Source organism: Allobranchiibius sp. GilTou38 (genome assembly GCF_017565325.1).
Taxonomy (GTDB): Bacteria; Actinomycetota; Actinomycetes; order Actinomycetales; family Dermatophilaceae; genus Allobranchiibius; species Allobranchiibius huperziae.
Genome location: NZ_JAGEKN010000012.1, coordinates 61,327 through 76,696 on the forward strand (window position 1 = coordinate 61,327; position 15,370 = coordinate 76,696).

The window sequence follows — 15,370 nt, forward strand, 5'->3', positions numbered from 1 at the left end:
GGCACAGTCACGAAGCGCCGGCGGGCACGACGAGTCCCTCGCGCAGCAACCGGCGCACCAGCGTCACCGCGTCATCTCCCGCCAGGTCCGGCACCTGTCCGACGGCCACGACGCGACCGGAGAGCAGTTCGTGCAGCCCGGCCTCCACCGACGCGGGCAGCGTCAGGGACCGGCCACCGAGGACGAGGGTGATCTTGTCGCCGGCCGGACGCAGCGACCACCGCAGCCCGTGTCGTACGACGACGGCGTCGCCGGGCCCGAGAGACTGCGCCGCCTCGATCTGAGCGAGCGGGGACAGTGGCTGCGGGCGGGTGCGGTCGGCGAGATGGCGACCGACGGCGGCTGCCACCCGCGCGACGTCCAACCGGTCGATCGCGCGGTGCAATGCGTCCTGGGTCGCCTTGAACTCGGTGTCCAACGCTGCCGGGTCGGACAGGTCGACGCCCATCGGCAGCGAACGGCGCAGCTCGACGTCGTCGACCAGGGTCGCCAGAGCCTGCTCGGCGAGGAAGGCGCGCGTGACGGGGTGGACACCCACCGTCAGATGACCTGAGACACCGCCGAGTGCGGTGGCCGAGTGCAGATAGCCGCGAGGCAGGTAGAGCGCATCGCCGGGTTCGAGCACCGTGTCGATGAGCGGCTCGTCGCTCGCACGAGCCTGCACGGCCGCGCGGCGCTGGTCCCATGGCTGGTCGCGCAGCGGCGCGTCGAGGACCGGCTGGTGGACCCGCCAGCGCTTGCGCCCGGCGAACTGCAGCACGAATACGTCGTGCACGTCGTAGTGCGGGGAGAAGCCGGTGTTCTGTGCAGGGGTGATGTAGGCGTTGACCTGGATCGGGTGACCGAGTTGCGCGGAGAGCGCGGCTCCGAAGTCGACGACCGGCGGCCATACCCGGTGCAGTCCCTGCAGCACGAGGGTCGCCCCGTCGGCGAACTCCGTGAGCACTCGGTCATCGGCCACCTGGTCGGCGATCTCAGCGCCCGCACCGCCCCCGCGCGTGAACCGACCGGCAGGGATCACGTCACCGTTCTTGGCCATCCGGAGGAACGGGGTACGCAGCCCCCGCCGCGAGACCAGTTCGTCGACGGCGTCGAGGTCGAGCAGGTCCGCGAACCCGTCACCCGGTAGCTCGGCCGCACGACGGAGAAGGGGCTGCCGCGCCCAGTACATCGCGGCGAACTCCTGCGCCGACAGGCCGGTCACGCGTTGCAGCGGATCGAGCGTCACGGCTGTCCTCCTTGTCGTGCGGACGTGCGTCGGGCGACGAGACGCTGTCCGTCCCGCCGCCCGACGTCCAGTATGAGCGGGCAGATCAGGCGGAGCCGTCCGCGCCGCCATCCTGCTGGCCCGGGGTGCCGGACGCGCCACCGTCAGCGGGGCCCTCGGAGCCACCGCCGCCTGCGCCACCATCGGCGCCGCCGTCCTGCTGGCCCGGGGTGCCGGACGCACCGCCGTCAGCGGGGCCCTCGGAGCCACCGCCGCCTGCGCCACCATCGGCGCCGCCGTCCGCGCCACCGTCGCCGCCTGCGCCACCATCGGCGCCGCCATCCTGCTGGCCCGGTGTGCCGGACGCGCCGCCGTCAGCGGGACCTTCGGAGCCACCGCCGCCCGCGCCACCATCGGCGCCGCCGTCCTGCTGGCCCGGGGTGCCGGACGCACCGCCGTCAGCGGGGCCCTCGGAGCCACCGCCGCCCGCGCCACCATCGGCGCCGCCATCCTGCTGACCCGGTGTACCGGACGCGCCACCGTCAGCCGGCCCCTCGGTCCCACTGTCGTCACTCGTGATGTCACTGTCCTCGAGCATGCCGATTCCTTTCCTCGAGCGTGGGTGCCGAATCCGACACCGCACTTTTCATATTCCCAGATCCGCGCTCTCGCAAACCGTGAACGGAGAAGGAACAGCAGGGGCATTCGCGACCGCGTCTCATGCCGCGCCCCGCCCGGCAACTCGGGTCGCCCCGGCATGAGTCCGGGGGTCGGGTCCCAGGTGACGCCGGTGGGTGTGACGGTGGCGGTGAGCAGGTCGCGGTGGACGATGGTGTGGTGGCGTGAGCAGAGCAGTGCGGCGTTGTTCAGGGTGGTTTCGCCGCTGGCCCACCAGGGGGTGATGTGGTGGTCTCGGGGTCCCCGCGAAGTATCGGAGCGCAGCGGAGAACTTCGTGGGGTGAGGTTCGCGTCGCACCAGTCGGGTGGTCGGTCACAGCCGGGGAAGGTGCAGTGCTGGTCGCGGTGGATGATCGCCGTTCTGAGGCCGCCGGTGAACAGGCGTTTGGTGCGTCCGACGTCCAGGGGTTCGGACTCGGTACCCAGTACTGCGGGGATGAGGTCGGCGTTGCATGCCATCCGGCGCAGGGTGCCCGCGTCGAGCAGGTCACCGTTGATGCTGCGCCCGATCCCGGGTAGGTGGCCGGCGGCCGTGTGCTGGTCGATGAGAGTCTGGTGATCGAGGGTCATGACGATCTTGGCCGATCCGCCGACGGTGCCGCTGTGGTGGGAGCGGTCCCCGTCCAGCAGGCGGGCCGCGGTGTCGGCCAGTTCCATCAGTGCGTCGGCGCGCCGCTTGCCGGGCGTGCGAGCGTCGCGCTCGGCCACCGGCGAGTCGGACTCGGTCGCGCAGGGTGCGGGTGCTGGGGCGGCAAAGGCCTGGATCGCGTGTTTGATGACCGCGGCGTGACCGGTGGACAGGTCCGCGGTCAGCCGGGTCAGTCCGTTGGGCAGGTCGGCCCAGGTCAGGGACTCGCAGGCCTGCTGGTGCTCTTCCTGCGCGACCAACACCTCGGGGGCGAACCGGCCGATGATCCGGGCCGACAAGTCCCGCAACGTGCGGGTCCCGGTATGGGACAGCGCCAGATACCAGCACAGCACCTCATCCCGGTCCGCGCCGGGGATCACCGGCAGCACCTTCGGGACCTCCCGTAACGCCACCCGCGCACAGTGCACGCTCACCACCCCTGCGGCCAACGCATCCGCGACGCCCCGGTTGCGCGGATCGGCACACCCCGTGGCGACCGAGCCGATGCGGCGGCAGACGGCCGGCTCGGCTGTCACGGGCGCACCCGTCATACCGGCGGCGTTGGCTTGGGTGACACACGCATCGACCCAGCCGCCCGCGTCGGTCGCGGTGGAGCTGGCCACGACCCCGCGGGTGACCGCCTCGGTCGTGGCGACCGCCGCGAGCGACTCCGCCCGGGTCGCAAGACCAACCACGCGGGCCACGAACCCACCGAGCTGCGCCTCGCTCAACTGATACAACGCGCCGGGCCAGTCTTCCAACCGGGCCGTCAGCACATCCAGATCCGCCAGCAACCCGGCAGTTGCGCCAGGACCCGCCGGCACCACCGAAGGGGAGGCGGGGAGCGGCGCATCAGGCACCCGTGAGATCCCCTTCACACTCACTCTCACCCACCCCCTCCCGATTTGTCTAGCGGGCCTGCGATCTAGACTCATCGTACGCGCGTTCGAAGCTCAGCGCAAGGGCAGATCAGGCGAATCTTCATATTTGTCAGTATCATTCGATCAACAGTCATCCACATCCCCTCCCCCTGGCAGAGCCTTTCCACACCCGCTCCAGCCACCTTTGACATCCGTGCCTCGTGCCCCTACTTCAGCACTCACGAGCAATCCCTCTAGGGTGCGGTCGTGCTCGCGCTGCTGCCCCCGTCGGAGTCCAAGCGCGGTCGTAGCCGTGGCGCCGCCCTCGATCTCGCCCGCCTCTCCTTCCCCGCTCTGAGCGCTACGCGCGACGCCGTCCTCGACGCTCTCGGCGAGGTCTCGGCCCGACCCGACGCGGCCACCGTGCTCGGCGTCAGCCCCAACCTCACCGACGACATCGCACGCAACGCTCGACTGCGCACCGCCCCTGCCACGCCCGTCGGGCAGCTCTACACCGGAGTCCTCTACGACGCGCTCGATCTGGCCTCGCTCGATCCCGCCGCGCTGCGCCGCGCACGTCGCTGGATCCTGGTGCAGTCCGCTGCCTTCGGCGCGCTGCGGCTCGGTGACAAGGTGCCGCCGTACCGGCTCTCGATGGGCGTGAACCTGCCGGGCCTCGGACCGCTGGCCGGTCTGTGGCGCGAGCCGCTGGAGGCCGAGCTCACCGCGGCGGCCGGGCGGCGGCTCGTCGTCGACTGCAGGTCGAGCACGTACGCCGCCGCGTGGACCCCACGTGGAGCCGTCGCGCGCCGCTGGGTGCGCATCGAGGTGCCGGGTGCGACCCACAACGCCAAGCACACCCGGGGGCTCGTCACCCGCGCTCTCTGCCAGTTCGACGACGAGCCGACCACCCCGCACGCCCTGCGCGAGGCCTTGCAGCCGAGCTTCGAGGCGGACCTCGTCGAGCCCGCATCCGAGGCGAGACCCTGGTCACTCCGGGTCACTGCGCGATGATCAGCCGGTGACGCATCTGATTCATGAGCTCGGGCCGGTGTGGCCGGTGCTCGCCTTCTTGCTCGCGATCAGCGTCGTCGCGGAGGTCTGTCAGACCGCGGGTCTGTTCGAGGTCGCCGCGTTCTGGGCGGCCCGCGCCGGCGGCGGCCGCAGTGTGCGTCTGTGGCTGCTGGTCGTCGCCCTCTGTGTCGCCTGCACCGCCGTCCTCAGTCTCGACACCACGGCGGTGCTCCTCTCCCCCGTCGCCGTGGCTCTGGCCCGCCAGTGCAAGCTGCCGCCTCTGCCGTTCGCACTCACCGCCGTGTGGCTGGCCAACACGGCCTCCCTCTTGCTCCCCGTCTCCAACCTCACCAATCTGCTCTCGTTGCAGACGTTCTCGCACCTCGGTGGCCAGTCGGCGTACTTCCGCACCGCCTGGCTACCCGCTGTGACGGCCGTCGTCGCCACCGTCGTGATGATCGCCGCGCTGCACCCCAGGGTGCTGCGAGGCGGGTACGACATCCCGCAGGCTCCCGCTCCGCGCGACAAGGCGCTCGTGATCCTCACCGGCGCCACCTGCGTGGTGCTGGCACCCCTCTTCGTCAGCGGGATCACCCCCGCGATCCCGGCCGTCGTCGCCGCCATCGTGCTGGTGGCCGCCCTGGCCGTCCGGGACCGCTCCTCGTTGCGCGACCTGACGGTGCCCTGGACCCTCGCCCTCGGGGTGCTCGCGCTCTTCGTCGTCGTCGAGATCGCCCGCCAGCACGGGCTGGACAAGGTCCTGGCGGACCTCGTGGGCGCCGGTCATGGCGTATCGGCCGACTTGCGTCTGGCGGGCGTGGGTGCGGTGACGGCGAACGTCGTCAACAACCTTCCGGCCTACCTCGCGCTGCGCCCCACGGCCGCCGACACTTCGCAGCGCGCACTTGCGCTCCTGGTCGGGGTCAACACCGGCTCGATCGTGCTGCCCTGGGGGTCGCTCGCCACCCTGCTGTGGCGGGATCGTTGCAAGCGGGCCGGTCTGCAGATCAACACACTCCGGTTCATCGGCGAGAGTGCCGCCGTGGCCCTGGTCACGGTCGTGGCGACCACGCTGGTCATCCATTGAGCCGACTCAGAGCGCGCGTCGATAGAAGTCCTCCACGGTCCGGTAGCCGAGCTGGTCGTAGAGCGCGCGTGCCCCTGTGTTGGGTGCGAAGACGTTGAGGCCCAGTCCGGTCCGTCCACTCGCCCGGCAATGTGCGGCTCCGGCCTGCATGATCGCGCGACCCAGGCCACGACGTCGGTGGTCCTCGGAGACCTGCACGTCGTAGACGAAGGCATGCGGCAGGTGCGCGCCGATCCACAGCAGACCGACGGGCACGTCACCGTCGTACGCCGTCCAGAGCCACTGCCCCTCGGAGTCGAGGCCGTCGGGAAGCAGCCGCTCGTACGACTCGCGGGCGTTAGCGGTCGCGACGTCCGGCGGCTCGCCCGCGTCGGCGCGTTCCTGCGCGTAACCCTCGACGGCCTCCGTCCGGTATTCCTCGAACTGGGCGTCCGTCATCGGCCGCAGCTCGACGCCACCACTCACCGGCGGGCCGTCCACTCCGAAGGCCAGGTCCATCTGCGACGCGGAACGCTCAGCGCCGAGAGCGCTGACGAAATCGCCGCCGTGCACGTCCCCGGGCCAGCACACCGCGGTGATCATCCGGGTGCCCACGCGATCCGCGTACGCGGTCACTGCCGTGACAGCCTCCGCCAGGCGACCGATCGGCAGGGTGCAGTCCCCCACCCGCACGCCGCCGTCGCGCGGATCGCGCCGCAGCCAGAGCCAACCACTTGCGAGCGAATCGCCAGCCACCAGAACTTCGTTCGCGAGCGGATCAGATCCCCCCAGCGTCCAGGACGTGTCGACGAAATCGGCCGCAGCCGCTCGTGCGCTGTCGGCATCGTGACCGCGCACCGCGAACTGCCACTGCGCGCGGCGACGCACCTCCGCGTCGCGCCATGACGCGAACTCATCGCTGCGCAACGGGCGCAGAGGGCCTGGCCCACGACTCGCCGACCCGCTCACGGCAGGTGATGGGTCACGTTGAGGTTCTGCACGACAGCACGCCCGTCGGCCCAGACCTGCAGCGTGGTCAGGGACGCGGGATCGGCCTGCAGCATCCACGCGGTCTCTCCCGAGATGCCGAGGATGAGGGCGAGGACGACCATCAGCGGCTTGCGGTGGGTGGCCACGACCACCGTGCCACCGGGGCCCGCCGCGTCCACGGCCCGCCGGAACGCTGTGGCGACGCGAGCGACGAGCTCGGTGTGCGACTCGCCGCCGTCCGGGCGGAAGTCCGCGTCCGACCGCATCTGGGACAGCTCGCCCGGGTGCGCCGCCTCGATCTCGGCGAACGTCAGGCCGTCCCAGGTGCCGACGTCCTGCTCGTCCCAGTCCGCATCGACCTGCAGCGCCACGCCGAGCGCTCGGGCAGCCGACTCCCCGGTCTCTCTGGCCCGTGTGAGCGAGGAGGACACCACGTGCACCGCTCCGGTGAGTCGGGCGGCCAGCTCGTCCGCCGCGGCGGCCGCCTGACGGCGACCCTGCGCATTCAGGCTCGGGTCGGCCCCACCCCGCCCGTCCAGCTTCTGCCCGACCGTGAAGTCCGTGACACCGTGCCGCAGCAGGACGACGGCGGTCGCCGTGGCGGCATCCGGTCGGCGTGCGGTCGTGGGCGCCTGCGGCGCGACGGGTTCGGTGTCGAAGAGCGTCCCGGTGTTGTCCGCCGTGTCCCCAGCGGCCGCAGGGGTGCCTGCCTCGGCAGCGGGTGCGGCATCGATGCCGTCGGGGCTCCACAGATCCCGTACGACGCGCCGACCGTCCATCCCGTCGTTGCTGAGCTTGTCGGCGTCCTTGTTGATCTCGCGCGGTATCCACGTCCAGGTGACGTCGCCGCCCAACTCCCGCCGCCGGCGTACGAAGGAGTTCGCCTCCAGCGCAAGCCTCTTCATGTCCTCGTGCTTGATCTTCCAGCGACCGGCCATCTGCTCGACGACCAGCTTGGAGTCCATCCGCACGGCGACCCGCGCACCGGGGTCGATCGCCTCGGCGGCCTCGAGCCCGGCGATCAGACCGGAATACTCCGCGACGTTGTTGCTGGCCTTGCCGAGAGGTGCGGCCCGCTCGGCCAGCAGCTGCCCGGACGCGGCGTCCCGCACCAGCGCGCCGTACCCGGCCACACCGGGATTGCCCCGTGAACCGCCGTCCGCCTCAACGATGAGTTCGCGCGCCACCGGCTCACAGTCCCGATTCCGCGGTCCGCACCAGGATGCGGCCGCACTCGTCGTGCCGCAGCACCTCGTCGTCTGCCGCCCCGCGGATGCGCGCCAGCTCGGACTGATCGATCTCCAGTCCGCAACCACCGCAACGACGTTGGCTCAACGCGGCCGCACCGATCCCGCCCCGCTGCTCACGGATCCGGGTGTAGAGCTCGAGCAGGTCCTGGCCGACCCCGGCCGCGACATTGGAGCGGTCCGCGGTGATGCGCTCCCGCTCGGTGGTGAGCTCGCGCAGCTCTCCCCCACGCTCGCCCTCCAGCTTGTCCAGGCGGGCGCGACCCGTCTCCAGCTCCTCCTCGCGTCGGGCCAGCGTGGCGCGCAGCTCCTCGGCGCGCTCCATGACCTCCAGCTCAATCTCCTCCAGGTCCCCCTGCCGACGCGCCAGTGCCTCCAGCTCGTGCTGCAGCGCCTGCAGGTCCTTGGCGGTGCCCTGGCCGGCGTCGAGCCGGGACCGGTTGCGCGCCGCACGGTCGCGGACCTGCTGCACGTCGACGTCCGCACGGGTGATCTCACGGTCGACGTCGGACAACGCCGTGCGCGCGAGCACGACCTCCTCCTCGGCGGTGCGGACCTGCTGCTGGGCCTGCTCGACCTCGGCGTTGAGCGGGAGGGTGCGCTCCCGGTGCGCGATCTGGTCCAGGCGGGTGTCGAGCTTCTGCAGGTCGAGCAACCGCCACTGGCGACTGGTGTCAGCTTTCACGGGAGCTCCTGGAGTATTGAGGTGTGCGATCCGGGGTCGGACGTCCCACGGTGAAGTCCCACGGGTCGGTCCGCAGGTCGGAGACGTGCGTGACGATACGTGCCTGCAGCGCCTCCGCGAGACGCGACGCCGCCGCGGCGAGCCACAACTGCTCTGTCGCGTAGTGCCCGGCGTCGATCAGGTACGGCGGTCCGTCACCCGCCTCCTCCCGCGCTTCGAGCGCCGGGTGGTGGCGCAGGTCGGCCGTGACGTAGACGTCGGCGCCGTGGGCGCGTACGTCGCCGAAGCGGTCGTCGCCCGCCCCGCCCATGAGCGCCACGGTCTGCACCAGGGCGCTCGGATCCCCTGCGACACGTACGCCGACCGGCGTCGCCGGCAGCGCGTCGGCCAGGCGGGTCGCGAACTCTCGCAGCGTCACAGCCTCAGGCAGACGGCCGACGCGCCCGATCGGCTGGCCGTCCTCCATGCCCAACGGCGCGCAGTCGTCGGGCAGTCCGGCCGCAGCCGCCAGGGCGTCGTTGACGCCGGGCCGGGCGATGTCGGCGTTCGTGTGCGCGCAGTAGATGGCCAGGTCGGCGACGACGGCCGAGGTGACGACGGCACCCTTGGCGGTGGTGGTGGCGACCGAGTGCACCCCGCGCAGCAACAGCGGATGGTGGGTGACGAGCAGATCGGCCCCGGCCTCGACGGCCTCGTCGACGACCGCCCGGGTCGGATCGACGGCGAAGTGCACGCGGCGTACGGGTTGCGCCGGATCGCCGGTGACCAGCCCGACCTGGTCCCACGACGCCGCCGTCTCCGGCGGATAGAACCCGTCCAGCACCGCCACCACCTGGGCCAGGCTCATGTCGTGCGCACTCGTCGTCATGGCGACCATTCGTACCAGCAGCAGGCCGGGCGGGCGATGCAGGACGTCGGCCCGTCCTGCCGGCAGGTTGTTCGAAGGGAACGCGTGCTCGGCATCGGCTACCTCGGATCCCCCAACCGGCAGAGCATGCTCGACTTCCGGGGCCGCGACCTGGACGCGATGCTCGCGCAGCTGCGCGAGCGTCGAGCCGACGTCACGAATGAGGTGCAGGAGGTGGAAGGGATCGGCCGGTTCGGGTGGGTCACCGACCCCGAGGGGCCACCGCATCGAGCTGTGGCGGCCCGCCTGGGACGAACGATGGGTGGGCCCGGCCGGGCTCGAACCGACGACACCCGCGGTGTAAACGCGGTGCTCTACCAACTGAGCTACAGGCCCCGAGCGACGGAGCGTGGTGATCCTAGACGACCCGCCGCTCGACGGGTTCAGGCGTACTGCTGCTGCCGGTCGTCGTTCCGGTGGTAGTACGCCGAGCTCTCCTTGCGCCAGATCAGAATGACCACGGCGAGCCCGATGGCGAAGGTGAGGACGCTGGTGACGATCCCGATCGACCCGCTACCGCGTACGAGGGTGGAGGTGAGGGCCGAGACCAGACCCAGCGCAGAGAACGCGAACAGCACAGTGGCCACGATGCGTGCCCAGTTGAGACCTTTGCGATTGAGGATCGCCATGACGACCCACAGTGCCACTCCGAGCAGACCGACCACGATGACAACCGCGACCATTACGTGGGCGAGCGTGTCGACGGTACTGGCACTGAGGTGCGCGCTGCCCGTCTTCTTGGCGTTGCTCTTCTCGAGGGCGTCCCGGAAGTTGCTCGTGCTGAACGCGTTGTAGATGACCGTCGCCAGTGCCACCACTGCCCCCAGATACATCAGCTTGACCGCCGTGTCCAGCGGCTTCGGCACGGTGGTGACCGGCTTCTGCCCGCGGACGCCCTCCTGCGGCATCGATGCGTATCCCTCGGCCGAACGGCCCTGTTCCCCTTGATGACTCATGGGCCGAAGCTTCCCAGATCGGACGCCGAATCGAGCGGACGAACAGCGGATCTGTTCAGAGCGTCGCGAGCACCTCGTGGAACACGCTGAAGTCGCGTGCCTCGCCCGGCCCGTTGACCAGGGTCCAGCGCACGACACCGTCGGTGTCGATCAGGAAGGTGCCCCGCACCGCCATACCGGCCGGCTCCAGGAAGACGTCGTACGCGCGCGCGACCTCGCCGTGCGGCCAGAAGTCCGACAGCAGCGGGAAGCTGAATCCCTGGTCGTCGGCCCAGGCCCGCTGGGTGTACATCGGGTCGCACGAGATCCCGGCGACCTGCACGTCGGGGTTGACGAAGCGGGAGATGTCGTCGCGGATCTCGCACAGTTCACCGGTGCAGATACCTGAGAACGCGAAGGGGTAGAAGACCAGCAGCACGGCCCGGTCGGCGTGCAGGGACGCCAGCGAGGTGTCCTGGCCGAACTGGTCCTTGAGGGTGAAGCCCGGAGCCTTCGACCCGACTGCAATGGTCGTGGGGTCGCTCATCGCTGTTTCGCGGTGCCGCCCTGGACGAGTTTGGTCGCGATCCAGTCGGCGCCCGCCTTCACCGGCGCGGACGCCTTGAGACCGGCGGTCTGCGCTGCTTCCTCGATGTCCGCCGGCTCGACGGTGTCCGGGTGCCCGCTGCGGGGAGAGAGCAGCACGACGAATCCCTTGTCGGCCAGCCCGGACAGGGCGTCGACGCAGTCGTCGATCAGGTCACCGTCACCCTCGCGCCACCACAACAGCACGGCATCGACCACACCGTCGAAGTCCTCGTCCTCGATCTGCGAGCCGATGACGCCTTCGATCGCCTCGCGGAAGCCCTCGTCGGCGTCGTCGTCCCAGCCGATCTCCTGCACGATCTGTCCGTCGGTGAATCCGAGGCGTCCGCCTAGCGTCGCCTCTCCATCTCGGGCCACAGCCGTCCTTTCTGCGCCAGCCCAAGGGGCCTGCTGTCGGTGATGTCCTGCACGGTTCGGGGATGTCGCGGCTTAGTCCACCTGCAACGGCCTGCATTTGCAACCGATCCGCGATACGTGGACGGCGCGAACCGCCCTGATGGCCCCCACCCGCTCGTACCCGAAAGTAACCGACCGCGAGTCGCAGTCGGTGACTGCGCAGGTAGAAGATGTCGGTTACGCACATGAGAGGAGCCACTCGTGGCACGCGAAGAAGCAGGCCCGATCCTGAACGGGATTCCCAGCCAGCTGCCGGACATCGACCCCGAGGAGACCGCCGAATGGCTGGACTCCCTGGACGCCGTGATCGATGAGGGCGGACAGGCGCGGGCACGCTACGTGATGCTCAAGATGCTTGAGCGCGCCCGCGAACGGCAGATCGGGGTGCCGTCGCTGACGGCGACCGACTACATCAACACCATCCCCGCCGAGTCCGAGCCGTGGTTCCCCGGCGACGAGGAGGTCGAACGCCGCTACCGCGCCTGGATGCGCTGGAACGCCGCGATCATGGTGCACCGCGCGCAGCGGCCGGACGTCGGTGTCGGCGGCCACATCTCGACGTACGCCTCGGCCGCCACGCTCTACGAGGTCGGCTTCAATCACTTCTTCCGCGGCAAGGACCACCCGGGCGGCGGCGACCAGGTCTTCATCCAGGGACACGCGTCCCCGGGCATCTACGCCCGCGCGTTCCTCGAGGGGCGCCTCACCGAGGACCAGCTCGACGGCTTCCGGCAGGAGCAGTCCCACCGGATCGACGGTCGGCGGATGGGCCTGCCGTCCTACCCGCACCCGCGCAACATGCCGGGCTTCTGGGAGTTCCCGACGGTGTCAATGGGCATCGGCCCGATGAACGCCATCCACCAGGCGCAGTTCAACCGTTACCTGCACGGCCGCGGCATGAAGGACACCAGTCAGCAGCACGTCTGGGCCTACCTGGGCGATGGTGAGATGGATGAGCCGGAGTCGCGCGGCCTGCTGCAGCTCGCGGCGGTCGAGGGCCTGGACAACCTGACCTTCGTCATCAACTGCAATCTGCAGCGCCTCGACGGACCGGTGCGCGGCAACGGCAAGATCATCCAGGAGCTGGAGTCGTTCTTCCGCGGCGCCGGCTGGAACGTCATCAAGTGCATCTGGGGCCGCGGCTGGGACACCCTGCTGGGTGCCGACCGTGACGGTGCGCTCGTGCATCTGATGAACACCACCCCGGACGGCGACTACCAGACGTTCCGCGCCAACGACGGCGCCTACGTGCGCGAGCACTTCTTCGGTCGCGACCCGCGCACGCGCGACATGGTCAAGGACTGGTCCGACGACGACATCTGGTGGAAGCTCAAGCGCGGCGGACACGACTACCGCAAGGTGTACGCCGCGTACCGGGCCGCCATGGAGCACCACGGTCAGCCGACGGTGATCCTGGCGCATACCATCAAGGGCTACTCGCTCGGCACGCACTTCGCAGGGCGCAACGCCACGCACCAGATGAAGAAGCTGGCGCTGGACGATCTGAAGAACTTCCGCGACTCGCTCGAGATCCCGGTGACCGACCAACGGCTCGAGGACGATCCCTACCTGCCGCCGTACTACCACCCCGGCGAGAAGGACCCCGCGATCGAGTACCTGCGCGAGCGGCGTACGAAGCTCGGCGGCGGGGTGCCGAGCCGGCGCACCGAGGGCGTCTCGCTCAAACTGCCCGGCGACAGCGCCTACGCGTCCTCGAAGAAGGGCTCGGGCAAACAGCAGGTCGCCACGACCATGGCGTTCGTCCGCGGGCTGCGAGACCTGATGCGCGACAAGGACTTCGGCAAGCACATCGTGCCGATCATCCCCGATGAGGCACGCACCTTCGGGATGGACAGCTTCTTCCCGACCGCGAAGATCTACAACCCACACGGGCAGAACTACACCTCGGTGGACGCCGAGCTGATGCTGGCCTACAAGGAGTCCACCGACGGGCAGATCCTGCACCTCGGCATCAACGAGGGCGGCTCGGTCGCGGCGTTCACGGCGGTCGGCACGTCGTACGCCACGCACGGCATCCCGATGGTGCCGATCTACGTCTTCTACTCGATGTTCGGCTTCCAGCGCACGGCCGACTTCATCTGGGCGGCTACGGACCAGATGGCGCGCGGCTTCCTCATCGGAGCCACCGCCGGACGCACCACGCTGACCGGTGAGGGCCTGCAGCACGCAGACGGCCAGTCGCACCTGCTGGCGTCGACGAATCCCGCTGTCGTCGCTTATGACCCGGCGTACGCCTACGAGACGGCGCACATCATGCAGGACGGCATCCGTCGGATGTTCGGCGACAACCCCGAGAACGTCATCTACTACCTCACGGTCTACAACGAGCCGATGCAGCAGCCGGCCGAGCCGGAGGACGTCGACGCCGAAGGGATCCTGCGCGGCATGCACCGCATCACCGAGGGCGGCAGCACCGAGGGCGTCGGCGACGACGCTCCCCGGGTGCAGCTGCTCGCCTCCGGTGTAGGTGTGCCGTGGGCGCTCGAGGCGCAGCAGTTGCTCAAGGACGACTTCGGCGTCGTGGCCGACGTGTGGTCGGTGACCTCGTGGAACGAGCTGCGCCGCGACGGGCTGGACTGCGACGAGCACGCCTTTCTGCATCCGGACGAGGAACGCCGCGTCCCCTACGTGACGAAGCGGCTGCAGGACGCACCCGGCCCCGTCGTCGCGGTCTCGGACTGGATGCGTGCGGTGCAGGATCAGATCCGCCAGTGGGTGCCGGGCGACTACGTGACGCTGGGCGCCGACGGGTTCGGCTTCAGCGACACCCGACAGGCGGCTCGCCGCTTCTTCCACATCGACGGACCGTCGATGGCGGTGCGGGCGCTGCAGGCCCTGGCCGACCGCGGCGAGATAGATGCGTCGAAGGCACGCGAGGCCGCCGAGAGGTACAAGCTGCTCGACGTGACGGCGGGTGCCTCGGGCAACGCGGGCGGCGAGGCCTGATCGCGCAGCCGCGACGGTGACTCAGGTATGACCGAGAGGCACAGGCCGACCTGTGCCTCTCGGCTCCTACTGCGCCACCGTCACCGTGCGCATCGGCGTACGCCGTCTCAGGACGGCTGGCGGCTGAGCACCTCGTCGCGCGCGAGCACGGCGATGTCGGGCTGATCGCAGATGAGCGCGTCGACCCCGGCGCGCAGGAACCTGCGCATCTCACCGAGTACGTCGCCCCAGTCCGCCTCGCGCCAGCCGCGCCGCATGTCCTCGGCCAGGAAGGCGTTCTCGGCGCGGAAGGTCCAGACGTGCACGCGCAACCCGGCGGCGTGCGCGTCCCGGATCAGCCGGCTCGGCATCCCGAGCGTGCCGTCGGGCCGCCGAGGGAAGACCCTCGCCTTGCTCGGTCCGATGCCGTCGATCCAGCTCGACAGCAGCCGCAGCCCGCGGGCGGTCAGCATCTCGTCGTACGTGCCGTGATCCGCGCCCTCGCCGAAGCCGGGCGGCACGCCGCCGTTCTCCAGCAGGAAGATCAGCGGCAGCGTCACCCCGAGCTCGTCGCGCAGCCGGATCAGGCTGTGCAGCTCGAAGGACTGCAGGTAGACCGGCACGCTGCCGTCGACCGCCCCGCCGCGTCGTAGCCCGTCGAGCACGGCCCGCTCCATGTCCATGCCCATCGCGCGGTAGTGCGAGGGGTGCTTCAACTCCACGCTCAGGCCGATCTCGCGGCCGAGCTCGCGCGACACCTGAGCGCGCACCCGCAGCAGGTCGTCGAACGACGCCACCCGGCACCGACCGTGGTAGATCGTGTTGGACGGTCGCAGCTGCGCGAGCCGCTCGGTCGCCCACAGCGTCCCGATCTCGGCCAGCGTGAAGTCGTCGGCGAACCACCCGGTGACCTCGATGCCGTCCACCTTGCGCGTCGTACGCCGGTCGGCGAACTCGGCGCGGTTGGCCACGTCCGTCGTACGGGACAGCTCCGGCTCGTGGCGGCAGATCAGCTGCCCGTCGGAGGTCATCACCAGATCGGGCTCCAGGGAGTCCGCGCCGAGTCGGGCGGCGAGCCGATACGACTCCACCGTGTGTTCGGGGCGGTAACCGCAGGCTCCGCGGTGACCGACGATGAGGGGTTCACGTCCACCGGCGCCGCCGGCCTCGAGGCTCATGCCCCCACGCGATCACCCGCGTACGAC

Annotated in this window: 12 protein-coding genes and 1 tRNA gene; 3 read left to right on the forward strand and 10 right to left on the reverse strand. The window is 70.2% G+C overall.

Features of this window, described 5'->3' with window-relative positions; genetic code table 11:
* Positions 1-7: 7 nt before the first annotated feature.
* The gene (locus JOB34_RS17930) at positions 8-3,397 is read right to left on the reverse strand and encodes a cupin domain-containing protein (protein ID WP_208053466.1); all 3,390 of its coding nucleotides are present in this window, start codon (positions 3,395-3,397) and stop codon (positions 8-10) included.
* A gap of 243 nt (positions 3,398-3,640) precedes the next feature.
* Between JOB34_RS17930 and JOB34_RS15105 the strand changes: the two genes are divergently transcribed.
* Together JOB34_RS15105 and JOB34_RS15110 are read left to right on the forward strand one after the other, a co-directional pair.
* The gene (locus JOB34_RS15105; RefSeq protein ID WP_208053467.1) at positions 3,641-4,387 is read left to right on the forward strand and encodes a peroxide stress protein YaaA; all 747 of its coding nucleotides are present in this window, start codon (positions 3,641-3,643) and stop codon (positions 4,385-4,387) included.
* 7 nt (positions 4,388-4,394) lie between these two features.
* Positions 4,395-5,474 (forward strand): SLC13 family permease, encoded by a 1,080-nt coding sequence (locus JOB34_RS15110; protein WP_208053468.1) that lies wholly within the window; start codon positions 4,395-4,397, stop codon positions 5,472-5,474.
* 6 nt (positions 5,475-5,480) lie between these two features.
* Here JOB34_RS15110 and JOB34_RS15115 read toward each other — a convergent pair whose 3' ends face one another.
* The 8 genes from JOB34_RS15115 to JOB34_RS15150 all read right to left on the reverse strand — a co-directional run bounded on the left by JOB34_RS15115 (position 5,481) and on the right by JOB34_RS15150 (position 11,180).
* Positions 5,481-6,380, reverse strand: coding sequence for a GNAT family N-acetyltransferase (locus JOB34_RS15115; protein WP_208053469.1), 900 nt, complete (start codon positions 6,378-6,380; stop codon positions 5,481-5,483).
* A 38-nt stretch (positions 6,381-6,418) separates the two neighbouring features.
* Positions 6,419-7,630 carry a bifunctional RNase H/acid phosphatase gene (locus JOB34_RS15120; protein ID WP_208053470.1) on the reverse strand — a complete coding sequence of 404 codons (1,212 nt, stop codon included), beginning with the start codon at positions 7,628-7,630 and terminating at the stop codon, positions 6,419-6,421.
* A gap of 4 nt (positions 7,631-7,634) precedes the next feature.
* A complete protein-coding gene (locus tag JOB34_RS15125) occupies positions 7,635-8,375 on the reverse strand; it encodes a C4-type zinc ribbon domain-containing protein (RefSeq protein WP_208053471.1) in 741 nt (246 codons plus the stop codon).
* Positions 8,365-9,510, reverse strand: a complete 1,146-nt coding sequence (locus JOB34_RS15130) for a Nif3-like dinuclear metal center hexameric protein (RefSeq protein WP_208053472.1) — start codon at positions 9,508-9,510, stop codon at positions 8,365-8,367. Before JOB34_RS15130 ends, JOB34_RS15125 begins: the two co-directional genes overlap by 11 nt.
* A gap of 35 nt (positions 9,511-9,545) precedes the next feature.
* A tRNA-Val gene (locus JOB34_RS15135) sits at positions 9,546-9,618 on the reverse strand.
* 47 nt (positions 9,619-9,665) lie between these two features.
* Positions 9,666-10,238, reverse strand: coding sequence for a hypothetical protein (locus JOB34_RS15140; RefSeq protein WP_208053473.1), 573 nt, complete (start codon positions 10,236-10,238; stop codon positions 9,666-9,668).
* Positions 10,239-10,293: 55 nt separating this feature from the next.
* Positions 10,294-10,764 (reverse strand): peroxiredoxin, encoded by a 471-nt coding sequence (locus tag JOB34_RS15145; RefSeq protein WP_208053474.1) that lies wholly within the window; start codon positions 10,762-10,764, stop codon positions 10,294-10,296.
* Positions 10,761-11,180 (reverse strand): DUF3052 domain-containing protein, encoded by a 420-nt coding sequence (locus JOB34_RS15150; protein WP_179480175.1) that lies wholly within the window; start codon positions 11,178-11,180, stop codon positions 10,761-10,763. The genes JOB34_RS15145 and JOB34_RS15150 overlap by 4 nt, the downstream gene beginning before the upstream one ends.
* 240 nt (positions 11,181-11,420) lie before the next feature.
* Here JOB34_RS15150 and aceE point away from each other — a divergent pair, with 240 nt between their 5' ends.
* Positions 11,421-14,186, forward strand: a complete 2,766-nt coding sequence (gene aceE / locus JOB34_RS15155) for a pyruvate dehydrogenase (acetyl-transferring), homodimeric type (RefSeq protein ID WP_208053475.1) — start codon at positions 11,421-11,423, stop codon at positions 14,184-14,186.
* A gap of 107 nt (positions 14,187-14,293) precedes the next feature.
* On the opposite strand, the gene JOB34_RS15160 is transcribed toward aceE, so the two are convergent.
* Positions 14,294-15,343: a glycerophosphodiester phosphodiesterase family protein gene (locus tag JOB34_RS15160; protein WP_208053476.1), complete on the reverse strand. Its 1,050-nt coding sequence runs from the start codon at positions 15,341-15,343 to the stop codon at positions 14,294-14,296.
* Between the last annotated feature and the right edge of the window lie 27 nt (positions 15,344-15,370).

Bases quoted from the DNA above. Each gene is read 5' to 3' on its own strand.
- JOB34_RS15130 (WP_208053472.1), bottom strand. From the start codon at position 9,510: ATGCGGTGGCCCCTCGGGGTCGGTGACCCACCCGAACCGGCCGATCCC.
- JOB34_RS15140 (WP_208053473.1), bottom strand. From the start codon at position 10,238: ATGAGTCATCAAGGGGAACAGGGCCGTTCGGCCGAGGGATACGCATCG.
- JOB34_RS15145 (WP_208053474.1), bottom strand. From the start codon at position 10,764: ATGAGCGACCCCACGACCATTGCAGTCGGGTCGAAGGCTCCGGGCTTC.
- JOB34_RS15160 (WP_208053476.1), bottom strand. From the start codon at position 15,343: ATGAGCCTCGAGGCCGGCGGCGCCGGTGGACGTGAACCCCTCATCGTC.